The organism is Ruegeria sp. CK3, assembly GCF_056536565.1.
This window is the reverse complement of record NZ_JBQFPV010000003.1, coordinates 24,584-36,496: the sequence shown is the minus strand read 5'-3', so window position 1 is coordinate 36,496 and position 11,913 is coordinate 24,584. Positions and strand designations below refer to the sequence as shown.

Here is an 11,913-nt window from a genome sequence, read left to right as displayed (position 1 = left end):
ACGTATTCCACTGATGCGGGTCGGAGGCTGCGCGCGAAAAACGCCGCAGGGGAGCCTGCATGAAAACTGGCACATAATGCCAACGGTCTTTTTGCTGCAAAGGGCCGACACCGAACCGGAGGATCGAAATGAACAATCTGAAGTTTTGCGCAACAGCTGCCGCGCTCGCGTTCACCGCGACCGCAGCTTTTGCAGAAACCGAAATCACTTGGTGGCATGCCCATGGCGGGCAGCTGGGGGAAACCGTCAACAAGGTTGCCGAGAAATTCAACGAGTCGCAGGACGAATACACAATCACTCCGATCTACAAGGGCAGCTACGAAGAAACGCTGACCGCCGGGATCGCTGCCTTCCGCGCAGGCGAGCAACCTAACATCATGCAGGTGTTTGACGCAGGCGCCGCCACCGTGATCGCTGCCAAAGGCGCGACCGTTCCGGTTCAGGACCTGCTGGCTGAAAACGGCGTCGAATTCGACATCAACGATTACATCGCAGGCGTGCGTTATTTCTATGCCGACAGCGATGGCAAGATGATCGGGATGCCGTTCAACTCGTCGACCCCGATCCTGTACTACAATGTCGACGCTCTGGAAGCAGCGGGCGTGACCCCCCCGAAGACTTGGGAAGAGTTCCAGTCGACCACCGCTCCGGCGCTGAAAGAGGCAGGCTACATCCCGCTCAGCCAGTCACACCTGCCCTGGATCTTCACCGAGAACTTCATGTCGCGCCACAACCTGCCGTTTGCGACCAACAACAACGGCTATGACGGCATGGACACCGAGATACTGGTCAACAACGACGCGATCAAGGCACACTTCACCGCCGTGACCGAGTGGAAAGACAACGGCATGTTCGAATGGTATGGCACCGGTTGGGGTGACAACGCAAAACCGTTCGAAGAAGGTAAAGTTGCGATGTGGCTGGGTTCGTCGGGTTCCTTCGGCGGGTTGCTGCAGAAAGACCTGGGCTTTGAATTCAGCGCGGTTGAGCTGCCCTATTGGGAAGCCGTCACAGCTGAGCCGACCCAAACCTTCATCGGTGGCGCAGCGCTGTTCGCGATGTCGGGCAAGTCGGACGAGGAAAACAAGGCAACTGCCGAGTTCTTCCGCTTCCTGACCGCACCTGAGACCCAGTATTTCTGGCACCAGGAAACCGGTTATGTCCCGATCACCGAGGCCGCTTATGAAGCCGCCAAGGCAGACGGCCACTATGAGCGCTATCCTGCCGCCGAAGTTGGCGTAAACCAGCTGCAAGCCAAGGCCGGTGACAACACCAAGGGCTACCGCATGGGCTTCTACGTTCAGATCCGCGACATAATGAACCGCGAGTATGGCCGTATCCTGACCGGTGAGACCGACGTGGAAAGCGCGTTCCAGAACATCGAAGCCGAAGCCAACGAATTGCTGGCACGCTTCGCCAAGACTCAGGGCTAAGGTTCTGGGATCACCCCCAAGATGGTCGCGCCTTTGGGCGCGGCCATCCCCCATTTTGCAACTGGACTAACAATGAAACGCGCGGGCTTCGACACTATCTGGCTTCCTGTGGCGCTGCTGCTGCCGCAGCTCATGATCATCGCCATTTTCTTCTACTGGCCCGCTGGATGGGCGCTGCAATCGTCGTTCTTTCTGCAGGACCCGTTCGGGTTCGGATCGACCTTTGTGGGGGCGGACAATTACACCTCATTGCTGGGCAATGATCAGTACAAACGCATCGCGTGGTTTACGGTTGTCTTTTCCATTCTGGTCACCTTCTTTTCGCTGGCCATCGCGCTGTTGCTGGCCGTCAAGGCCGACAAGGTGATCCGAGGGGCGAGATCCTATCGCACCCTGCTGATGTGGGTCTACGCGATCGCACCCCCGGTAGCAGGCTTCCTTGGCATTTTGTTCTTTGATCAAAGTACCGGCCCCATGACCAAGTTCTTCGGACTGTTCGGCTGGGAGTTCAAGCTGGGCGTTGACTACAATGCCACCGCAACGGCAATGATCATCGTCGCGGTGTGGAAACAGATCCCGGTCAATTTCATCTTCTTCCTGTCGGGCCTGCAATCCATCCCTCGTTCAGTTCGCGAGGCGGCCATGATCGATAACCGCTCATCCACGCGGCGGTTCTGGGACGTGACCTTTCCTCTGCTGGCCCCGACCGCGTTTTTCCTGCTGATCATCAACATCACCTATGCCCTGTTCGACACGTTCGGCATCATCGATGCGCTGATGAAGGGTGAGCCGGGCAACAACCCGATGACCCTTGTCTACAAGGTGTATCTGGATGGCTTCCGCGGCAACGACCTTGGCGGATCATCCGCGCAATCCGTTGTGTTGATGGCCCTTGTTCTGATCCTGACCGTCTTCCAGTTCCGGCTGGTGGAACGCCGGATTCACTATACCTGAGGGAGGATATCATGGCCGACACCACACTCAACACGCCCGCCGTGACCCGTAAACCCCGCAGAATCCGCTGGGAAACGATCGGAGATCACTTTGTCCTCATCCTTGGGTCCTTGCTGATGATCCTGCCGCCTCTGCTGGCGCTTACCACGGCCAGCCACGATGCGGTCACCATTCACCGCGAAGGCATCCAACTGGGCCTAGGCGACGACCTGGGCAAGAACTTCAACGCCGCCATGTTTGAAAAAGGCGGATTCACGCAGACCGTTGACGGCACCTTGATGCTAATGAACTCGTTCATTCTGGGCATAGGCTTTGCCGTGGGCAAGATCATCATCTCGATGATGGCCGCCTATGCTATCGTCTATTTCCGTTTGCGCTTTGCAACGCTGGCTTTCTGGGTGATCTTCACCACCCTTTTGCTGCCGCTCGAGGTCCGCATCCTGCCCTCCTACGAAGCGATCCAGAAACTGGGCCTGACCAACACCTATACCGGTCTGATCGTTCCCCTGATCGCGTCTGCCACTGGCACGTTCTTCTTCCGGCAATTCTTCATGTCCGTCCCCGAAGAATTGGCCGAGGCCGCCCGGATCGACGGCGCAGGGCCGTGGAAGTTCTTTATCGACATCCTCGTCCCGCTCAGCCGCACAATGATTGCAGCGATCTTCATCATCATGTTTGTCTTTGGCTGGAACCAGTACCTGTGGCCAACGCTGATCACGACGGATGAAAGCTTCTTCACGCTGGTCCGGGGCATAAAACAGATCGTGCTGACCTACACCGACAGTCAGATCCCCGAGCATGGACAAGCGTTGGCGCTGGCCATTGTTGCGATGATCCCGCCGGTGGCGATCGTCATCTTCTTCCAGAATTGGTTCGTCAAGGGCCTCACAGAATCCGACAAATAAGGAATACGCGCATGGCTCAGGTATCATTAGAGGGCATCCGCAAGGTCTATCCAAACGGCTTCAAGGCCGTTCAGACCACTAGCTTCACCATTCAGGACGGCGAGTTCGTTGTTCTGGTCGGCCCTTCGGGCTGCGGCAAATCCACGTTGTTGCGCATGATCGCGGGGTTGGAGGATATCACCGAAGGAACGTTGAAAATCGGCGACAGGGTGGTCAATGATGTGGACCCTGCAGATCGGGACATCGCGATGGTGTTCCAGAACTACGCTTTGTACCCGCATATGACGGTGCGCAAGAACATCGGCTATGGGCTGAAAAACCGAGGCACGCCTGCCACCGAGATCGCAGCCAAGGTCGAAGACGCCGCCAAAATGCTGAACCTGACTGAATATCTGGACCGCAAACCGGCGCAATTGTCCGGTGGTCAACGCCAGCGCGTCGCCATGGGGCGCGCGGTGGTGCGCGACCCCGCCTTGTTCCTCTTTGATGAACCTCTTTCGAACCTCGATGCAAAGCTGCGCAACCAGATGCGGATCGAGATCAAAGCCCTGCAGCGTCGCCTTGGCACGACGGCAGTTTACGTAACCCATGACCAGGTCGAGGCGATGACGATGGCCGACAGGATCATCGTTTTGAACGCAGGCCGGATTGAGCAGATCGGTACCCCCTCCGAGATCTACCACAATCCGGCTTCTACCTTCGTCGCCTCGTTCATGGGTGCCCCACCCATGAACCTTATCGAGGCTGAAGCGTCGGACGGACAGGTGCGCCTCAACGGCTATGACGGGCTGATGCCCGCGCCACAGGCCGTCAGCGGCCCGGTGACAATGGGTGTACGTCCCGAGGATGTCGAACTGGATGAGAACGGATCCGTCTCGTTCCAGGTCGACATCCTCGAAGAACTTGGCGCGCATCGTCTGCTGCACGGCACGCTTGCGGATCAGCCGTTTACCGTCATGGTCGGCAAGGACCATAGCGTGCACACGGGCGAGACCCGCATCACCCTGAAACACGACGCCCTACGCCTGTTCGACGTGGAAACGGGAAAAGTCCTTTGATCACACAAACTGTCGCGGTTTTGCCCGCTGTCACATCTGACCAGCGGGCTGAAATCTTGGCCGCCCCACGCACAACGACGGCTCATCGGTCGCTGATGGCATCTTTGCCAGCAATGAACGCGCTGCAATTGGGCGGCGAGGCCAAGGCGGCCCAACTGCCGGCGCAGATCACCGTCGCTGCCTGGAATGTTGAACGCTGCCTATTTCCCGAGGAAACCGCTGCGCATCTGGCCCCGATTGCGCCGGATATCGTTCTCTTGTCCGAGGTCGATTGCGGCATGGCCCGCACCGCACAACGCCACACCACCGAAGAGGTCGCTCGTGCCCTTGGCATGACCTACGCCTTTGGCGTCGAGTTTCATGAGCTTGACCTGGGCGGCCCGACAGAGCGCGCCTTTTGCACCGATGATTTCAACACAGCTGGCTGGCATGGCAACGCCGTCCTGTCCTCGGTCCCGTTTGAACGCACGACGTTGATCCGGTTGGACGACCACGGCCACTGGTTCACCCCCGAAAGCGGCGCTGCCGACCCTGAACAACCCCGGGTCGGCGGGCGTATGGCCATTGCCGCCGTGGTGCCTACCGAACAGGGGCCGATCTGCGTAGTCTCTACCCATCTGGAAAGCAATTCCGCCGCTGAACACCGGCAAGTTCAGTTCGAACTTCTGCTAAAGGAGATCGATGCCTTCGCCCCCGACATGCCCGTTCTGATCGGCGGAGATCTGAACACCGGCAACCACCTTCCTCCCGATTTCGACTGGCGCCGTGAAACCTTGTTCGCACTGGCCGAAGATCAGGGCTATTCGTGGGAGTTTACGGCCGCGGGCGACACGACCCGCCCCAGTCTGATAACGCCACACCCCGATCGAAAGATGAAACTGGATTGGATAGCAGGGCGGGGTTTCACGCCCGTAGACAAAGGCGTGCTGAGTTCAATCTCGGCCACTGGCACACCGCTTTCCGACCACGACTGCGTGTGGACAAAAGCCGATATCTCCCCACTTTCAGACGCATGATCCATATCCGGTCTTAGTCTGGCACGCGCCTACGCGTTCTGAGGGCATGAGGGGCGCTAAGCCCCCCAACCCTATGGGCGGGCCGTAGGTTTTAGCTGTCGGCCTCAGATGGTTCCCCACATCTCTCCACAATTCAAGCTGCCCCACTGCGCAGATGTCATACGATTTGAAAATCCGGATTGACGTGGCGCGACGCTTGAGGGAAGCCAAGGGGGCCATGACACAGTCCGCCCAACACCTCTCTTCCCTTGAAACGCTCTCCGACGGGTTCCTGATGGACGTGCGGACCATGGACATCTGGTCTGCAACAGCGACTGCTGTGATCGCCAGGTTTGATCAATCTCGTTTTGAAGATGGCCTTTTCACGACGTTGGACGTCGACCGCCCGGATCGTTTGGACAGGGCCGTTGCAAAGCGAAATTCCGAGTATCTGGCAGGCCGTGCCGTGGCCATGGCCGCTTTGGCGTCGACGGGGCATGCGTCGACGCAGATCGCAACAGGATCCAACCGCGAACCGATCTGGCCCGCAGGCGTCGCAGGTTCGATCACGCATTCAAAGGGGCGCTGTGCGGCGATTATCACCGATCAGCCCGGCACCTTGGTTGGCGTCGATATAGAGGACATCGCAGAAGGATCCTCACTGGATGCGATTTTCAAGGTCGCTTTGCAGCCCGAGGAAACCCGACTGATCCGGGAAAGCGACGCGCAGGCGTTGACGGCAACGCTTGTATTCTCGGCCAAAGAGACACTCTACAAAGCCCTGTTCCCTGCGGTTCAACAGTTCTTTGGTTTTGACCATGCAGAACTACACTGCGCGCCCAGCGAAACCGTCCTGAGGCTGCGGTTGACTAAATCGTTGAATAAAACGGTCACGGCAGGGGCGGTCTTCGACATTGGCTATCGACAACTGGACCGCAGCGTTATTACCTGGCTTATCACACCCACGCCTGCAGACTAAGCCTCGGCAGTCCGGCCAAGGCCTTGTCCTTCTGTTTCTTTGTCGACGGATTACACCTGCGACACATCCTCCGTTATCGGCCGTGGCTCAAGCATATGCTGATCTCGACCGCGCAAAACCGACGGTCCTTAAATCAAGCCGTAAACTCCAGCTTCAACCCCGGACGCGGCCATCTGGCCTTGTAGATTTTGCCCGTGCTGGAGGCGGTGATCCAGATATCCTGCATGTCCTCACCGCCGAAACACATATTGGTCGTGAAAAGATCAGGGATGGCGACATGTTCCGTTGATCCATCGGGGCTGAACACCGTGATCCCGCCGTTGAAAATCGTCGCCACGCAGACCCGGCCATCGGCCTCGACCTTGAGACTGTCGAGCCATTGGTACCCCGGCAAGGTCTGAACCACCTGCCCCGGCATCCCCGGAATCGGGCCGGGCTCGACCTGGCCCTTGCCCGTGATCTTCATCGCCCAAAGCCGCCCAAACACCGTGTCCGAGACGTAGACGGTGCCGCCATCCGGCGACAGCCCGACCCCGTTGGGCATCGGGATCGTAGCAGCCTTGATAAGTGTCTTGCCGTCGATCGTGGCATAGTACAGCCCGCCATAGCGCGTAGATTCCGCGTCCTCGATCCCGGTGTCCGTGAACCAGAACCCGCCATCCTTGTCGAAGACCAGATCGTCGGGCGCGATGAGCCGTTTCCCCTCGTAGGAGTCAAACAGCATCGTGACCTCTCCGGTCTCAAGATCGACCCGATGCACCGACCCACCCTTGTAATGCGGGCGAATGGGTGCGGGAACGGTGATATCGTCGGGTCCGTAGGGCACGAAACTGTAGACACCGCCATTGTTGCAGACATAGGCAGCGCCATCCGGTCCAATTGCCACGCCATTCGGGCCGCCGGGGATTTCGGCCACCACACTGACGGTGCCATCGACGGACAGGCGCACGAGGGTCTGCTCTTTGATATCCACGAACAGGACCGAGCCATCATTCATCGCAACCGGACCTTCTGGAAAGCCCAGCCCGCTGCACATCTCATGTAGTTCCAACGCCATAGCCTCAACTCCCTGATTGCGCCGTGGCCCCGGTGGGGTCGGCCATTACGGGCCAAGCCCGTCCTTTTCGCGGCGAACTGTGCTGACAAATACAGGTTTTCGCAAGGCTTTTTCCAATTTGCTATGCGGGATAAGCCTCAACGGGTCGCAAAACGGCTGGCTTTTCCCAGCCCAATTATCCTAAAACCTCCTACAACTAAAAAGCGATGAGGCGCATCGAATGGTATTCAAACTTGTGTCCTGCGATGGCGGGGGGATCAGGGGCTACCTGACCTGCTTGATCCTGCAAAGCTTGCAGGAGGAGACCGGCGTTCTGGACAAGGCGGACGGGTTCGCGGGGACCTCGACTGGTGGGCTGATCGCCGTGGCGCTTGCGGATGGCCGGACGCAAGGCAAAGATATGGGTCAGCTCATCGGCGAGCTTGCCGCGCATTACCGCGAAGATGCCGACAAGATTTTTCGTGAAAACGAACACAGCTTTCTGGACAAGGCACTGGATGAGGTGCTGCGGCGGTTCAAACTCGGCGGCGGCCCGGGCATCACCGCCTCGCAATACAATGCCACCGGGCTGGAGGAGATCGGGCGCAGTCTCGTGGGAGACCGCAAAGTCAATTCTCTTTCGCCGGATCTGGTTCTGGCGGTCAACACCGTATGCCTTCATCGCAGCGACAAGGTAGGGTGGTCGCCGTTTACTATCACCAACCAGACGCTGGGCTACGAAAAATGGCTGGATATGAGCGATGTCGGCCTGCTGGACGTCGCCATGGCAAGCTCGGCCGCGCCATCCTATTTCCCGCCGCATCAGATCATTTCGGACGGGGTGGACTATGGCTATTTCGCTGATGGCGGGGCCTTTGCCAACAACCCGGTGATGAACGGCATCAACGTGGCCATCGCGGCAGGCCGAGCCGAGGGTTTGGCACATATCGAGGCTCTGTCGATCGGCACCGGGCAACAGCCCACAGATATCTCGGAGGAGATGATCAAGAACCCCGACGACTGGGGCCTGTTGAAATGGTTCGGCATCACGTCGGGCGCGCCTCGGGGGGCTTTGATCGAACTGCTGCTGACCACATCGGCTGAGAACCAGCATTGGATGGCCCATCTTGTGCTGAAAGAGCGGATGGTGCGCCTGAACCCTTCGCTACCCAAGGTCGTGGGGCTGGCGACACACCGACCTGAATCCTACGATCTGATGGAGAAGGCATTCTACACCTGCCGGCAAAGTGAATACTGGACCCATGCCAAAGATATGCTGAACAAATGGTAGCCGACCTCAGTTTTGCTTGATCAAACAGTGGCTTCGCCGGGTTTTATGTAATCTTCCTGTTGCCTTTGCCCGACCAGTGTCTATGGTTAACGCCACATTTTTGGGGTAACTTCAGTTAACAGGTGGTCAAGTCATGAGCGATCCCGGCCTTGCCGAGAAGCTGGTAGAAGTTCTGCATCGTCCTGATGGTGATCTGGCCCTGCGCCCCGTTCACACAATCGGGATCAGTGCGACCGGCTATTTCAAGCCCACACCCATCGCCCGGAATTTCTGCGCCGCGGATCACTTCACCAATGAAAAGACGGATGTGATTGTTCGGTTTTCGAACGGATCGGGCTGCGCCGTGGTGCATGACGGCTGGTCCGATGTCCGGGGGCTGGCGGTGCGGTTTCACCTGTCGGACGGGTCCGATACCGACCTGATCGCTATGAACCTGCCCGAATTCTTCACGCCGACGCCCGAGACGTTTCTGGATTTCGCCGAGGCCGCCAAGCCCAAGCTCTACAATGGTCAGACCCCCTGGCAGAAAATCTGGAGCTACCTTCAACTAATGCTGCCTGAACGCGACCCCTATCCGGGCGAGACGATCAGCCCGGACGAAGGCGCCATCTGGTTTGCCGACCGGAACGCCTATTCTCAGCTTGGTGTGTTACAAGCCGCCCAGATCGGAGCGCCGACCAGCTACGCGCGGGCGGCCTATCACGCCTGCCATACATTCATCGTGACCGGAGCCGAAGGCGTGCGCCGCTGGGTGCGGTTTTCGTGGCAACCCATCGCAGGCGTGCTGAACACCGACCCGGATGAGACCCCCGTGGATGACTATCTGCAGGGTGAACTTAGGGAGCGTCTTGCTAAAGAACCTGCGCGGTTCTCTCTGATGATGACAATCGGTGAGGTCGGAGACGATTTCAACAACTCCTCGCGCCCCTGGCCACCTCATCGCAAACGGATCATGATGGGCGTTCTCACGCTAAACGCTGTGCCTGAGGACCAGATAGAACAGTCTGAGAAGCTCAGCTTCAATCCTGGTTTGCTGACCCCCGGGATTGAGGCCTCGGATGATCCGGTGCTGAAAATGCGCATCGACTCGTACAAAATCTCAAGCGCTTGGCGCGGCGGGTCCCCTTGCCCGTTCTCGAAGGGGTAAGGTCATGACTCGTCAGAACAGTTGGTTCAATCGCTACGTCAACACCCTGCCGGATCGGGGATGGTTCAAGTTCCTGTCACGCTACATCGTTGTGCCCTATTGGCACTGGCGCGACCCCAAGCCTAAACTGCCCGGTGGCCCGCGCCCCTCACCGCAACCCAGCGAGAACGTGCAGCGCATGATGAATCTGATCATGCCGCTGAAAGACCCCTCGCCCGCCGGACGTGCCCATGCTGCACTAGCCATCGCGCAAAATGTCGAAGAGATATTTGCAGGGCTCGACAATGTCGGAACGGTGCATTTCGCCCGATTTCTACTGATCGACGACAAGATATGCATGATTTCGGTCTATGATGGCGATTTCAGCAACTACATTCGGGATTTCATCACCACCATCGGCAGTGTGTTCAACGACGTCATCTCGCTGGTGGACGGGGCGGAACACCTAATCCCGACCGAGCACAACGTCGAAGAGTTCATCGACTGGGTCCATGAGCACGACCTGTTTCAGGCCCCCGATTTCCCGACCGACCTGTTCGGCCTTCAGGATGAGGCCAAAGGGCTGCCTCCGAACCAGCCGCCGCATCGGCTGGAAACCCTCCCGCGTGCGTTTGTTCTGCAACTCTACGCGAACCCTAACCTGTCGCTGGGGGGCGGTTATCGCGCCTATCCGGGCGTTTCCGCCGCGCAAGTGCGCCAAAAATTTGGACAAGGCTGGTGACTGCAAAACTCGATCTCGCCGACATTCAGGGCAACATCCTGCGCGGTTATCGCCGCGATCTGGTGCGCCATCTGTTTCTTGAAGTCACCGACCGCACCGCGGCCCGTCAGTTTCTGGCGACCGCCGTCGATGGCGGCAGTGAAACCGTCCCCGAAATCACCCGAGGTGTGTTGTGGGAGGTCAAGCCGCCCTTCTGTTTCAACATCGGCCTGACCTATGCCGGGCTGCGCGCCCTTGGCACCGCGTCCGAGGATCTGAAAACCTTCCCCAGCGAATTCGTGCAGGGCATGACGAAACGCGCGATGAAACTGGGCGATTTCGGCACCAGCGCACCGGATCACTGGCCGGCTCCGTTTGATCAACCTGACCGGGTTCACATCATGGCGTCGGTCTATTCCGACGTTCAGGATCACCTAGACCTGGTAGAGAAACAGGTTGGCGCGGCCTTCACCATTCTGGGTAAACGCGACGGCCGCAATCTGGCCGATAGCAAGGTGTTTTTCGGCTATGTCGATGGCATTTCCCAGCCCCGGTTCGAGCAGGTCTATGACCCCGAGCAAGCCGGTGTCGATGAACCGATTGACCCGCTGGGCACCGCCCTGCTGGGTTATCCCACACGCCAAGAGGGCGTGGTGTTCCGCGTCCCCTCGCCCAATGCGCTTGGTTTCAACGGGTCGTTCAATGCGTTCCGAGTTCTGGCGCAGGATGCGGCCGGTTTCGAGGCTTATCTGGACAAAGCCGCCGATGATCTGATGGGTCACCCGGATCGCGATAAATTGGTCGATCCGAACAATCTGGAACGCATCGGCGAAGGCCTGGACATCCACGGCGCTCTGCGAGAGGTTGTCGCGGCCCAGATGTGCGGGCGCTGGCGCAACGGCGTTCCATACGAGCTGTCACCGGACGCGCAATGGCCTGAGCATGAGGTCTCGCTGACCAATTTCAACTACAACGCCCATTCCCGCTGTCCTGCCGGATCGCATCTGCGGAGAGGCAACCCGCGCGGCGGTCGGATCGTACAGCGCATCGCCAATTATACGCGACGACTGGTGCGGCGCGGCATGTCCTACGGTCCAGACTTCGACCCCCAAAACCCCGACACGGCTGAGCGCGGCCTGCTAGGCAGCTTCATCGGCGCCAATATCGGCGCACAGTTTGAAGCGGTGATGTGCGACTGGATCAACCTCGGCCTGCACGACCCAACGATAACAGGAGCCAATGACCCTCTGCTAGGGGCCAACACGCCGGAAACCAGCTGGTTCGACCTCAGCCTGCCCGATGGCGGCACGATCCGCCTGCACGGTATTCCCCGCCTGATCCATACACGCGGTGGCGCGTACACGTTCCTGCCCAGCTTGACGGCGATCAAGTACCTGTCCGGATTGACGAACTAG

11 protein-coding genes are annotated in these 11,913 nt (G+C 58.7%); 10 read left to right on the top strand and 1 reads right to left on the bottom strand.

The annotated features are described in order from the left end of the window. The first annotated feature begins 128 nt into the window (after positions 1-128). The 6 genes from ACR0C3_RS04430 (at position 129) to ACR0C3_RS04405 (ending at position 6,324) form a co-directional block, all read left to right on the top strand. Positions 129-1,433 (top strand): extracellular solute-binding protein, encoded by a 1,305-nt coding sequence (locus tag ACR0C3_RS04430; RefSeq protein WP_170481536.1) that lies wholly within the window; start codon positions 129-131, stop codon positions 1,431-1,433. A 72-nt stretch (positions 1,434-1,505) separates the two neighbouring features. Further along, a complete protein-coding gene (locus tag ACR0C3_RS04425) occupies positions 1,506-2,387 on the top strand; it encodes an ABC transporter permease subunit (protein WP_170376925.1) in 882 nt (293 codons plus the stop codon). Between the two features lie 11 nt (positions 2,388-2,398). Then, entirely contained in the window at positions 2,399-3,292 is an 894-nt protein-coding gene (locus tag ACR0C3_RS04420; protein WP_480757349.1) for an ABC transporter permease subunit, read from the top strand. Positions 3,293-3,303: 11 nt separating this feature from the next. Beyond that, complete coding sequence (locus ACR0C3_RS04415; RefSeq protein WP_170481540.1) at positions 3,304-4,350, top strand: sn-glycerol-3-phosphate ABC transporter ATP-binding protein UgpC; 1,047 nt, start codon at positions 3,304-3,306, stop codon at positions 4,348-4,350. After that, positions 4,350-5,366: an endonuclease/exonuclease/phosphatase family protein gene (locus ACR0C3_RS04410; protein ID WP_480757663.1), complete on the top strand. Its 1,017-nt coding sequence runs from the start codon at positions 4,350-4,352 to the stop codon at positions 5,364-5,366. Before ACR0C3_RS04415 ends, ACR0C3_RS04410 begins: the two co-directional genes overlap by 1 nt. Positions 5,367-5,583: 217 nt before the next feature. Next, positions 5,584-6,324: a 4'-phosphopantetheinyl transferase family protein gene (locus tag ACR0C3_RS04405; RefSeq protein WP_480757348.1), complete on the top strand. Its 741-nt coding sequence runs from the start codon at positions 5,584-5,586 to the stop codon at positions 6,322-6,324. Between the two features lie 133 nt (positions 6,325-6,457). Here ACR0C3_RS04405 and ACR0C3_RS04400 read toward each other — a convergent pair whose 3' ends face one another. Next, complete coding sequence (locus ACR0C3_RS04400) at positions 6,458-7,381, bottom strand: SMP-30/gluconolactonase/LRE family protein (RefSeq protein ID WP_170555145.1); 924 nt, start codon at positions 7,379-7,381, stop codon at positions 6,458-6,460. Between the two features lie 220 nt (positions 7,382-7,601). Between ACR0C3_RS04400 and ACR0C3_RS04395 the strand changes: the two genes are divergently transcribed. The 4 genes from ACR0C3_RS04395 to ACR0C3_RS04380 all read left to right on the top strand — a co-directional run bounded on the left by ACR0C3_RS04395 (position 7,602) and on the right by ACR0C3_RS04380 (position 11,913). Continuing rightward, a complete protein-coding gene (locus ACR0C3_RS04395) occupies positions 7,602-8,651 on the top strand; it encodes a patatin-like phospholipase family protein (protein ID WP_480757347.1) in 1,050 nt (349 codons plus the stop codon). A gap of 133 nt (positions 8,652-8,784) precedes the next feature. After that, a complete protein-coding gene (locus ACR0C3_RS04390; RefSeq protein ID WP_480757346.1) occupies positions 8,785-9,798 on the top strand; it encodes a catalase in 1,014 nt (337 codons plus the stop codon). A gap of 4 nt (positions 9,799-9,802) precedes the next feature. Next, a complete protein-coding gene (locus tag ACR0C3_RS04385; RefSeq protein WP_170376913.1) occupies positions 9,803-10,519 on the top strand; it encodes a hypothetical protein in 717 nt (238 codons plus the stop codon). Next, positions 10,516-11,913 carry a Dyp-type peroxidase gene (locus ACR0C3_RS04380; protein ID WP_480757344.1) on the top strand — a complete coding sequence of 466 codons (1,398 nt, stop codon included), beginning with the start codon at positions 10,516-10,518 and terminating at the stop codon, positions 11,911-11,913. The genes ACR0C3_RS04385 and ACR0C3_RS04380 overlap by 4 nt, the downstream gene beginning before the upstream one ends.

Coding starts and splice junctions, on each gene's coding strand:
- ACR0C3_RS04430 (WP_170481536.1), top strand. CDS start 129: ATGAACAATCTGAAGTTTTGCGCAACAGCTGCCGCGCTCGCGTTCACC.
- ACR0C3_RS04425 (WP_170376925.1), top strand. CDS start 1,506: ATGAAACGCGCGGGCTTCGACACTATCTGGCTTCCTGTGGCGCTGCTG.
- ACR0C3_RS04390 (WP_480757346.1), top strand. CDS start 8,785: ATGAGCGATCCCGGCCTTGCCGAGAAGCTGGTAGAAGTTCTGCATCGT.
- ACR0C3_RS04415 (WP_170481540.1), top strand. CDS start 3,304: ATGGCTCAGGTATCATTAGAGGGCATCCGCAAGGTCTATCCAAACGGC.
- ACR0C3_RS04395 (WP_480757347.1), top strand. CDS start 7,602: ATGGTATTCAAACTTGTGTCCTGCGATGGCGGGGGGATCAGGGGCTAC.
- ACR0C3_RS04400 (WP_170555145.1), bottom strand. CDS start 7,381: ATGGCGTTGGAACTACATGAGATGTGCAGCGGGCTGGGCTTTCCAGAA.
- ACR0C3_RS04420 (WP_480757349.1), top strand. CDS start 2,399: ATGGCCGACACCACACTCAACACGCCCGCCGTGACCCGTAAACCCCGC.
- ACR0C3_RS04385 (WP_170376913.1), top strand. CDS start 9,803: ATGACTCGTCAGAACAGTTGGTTCAATCGCTACGTCAACACCCTGCCG.
- ACR0C3_RS04405 (WP_480757348.1), top strand. CDS start 5,584: ATGACACAGTCCGCCCAACACCTCTCTTCCCTTGAAACGCTCTCCGAC.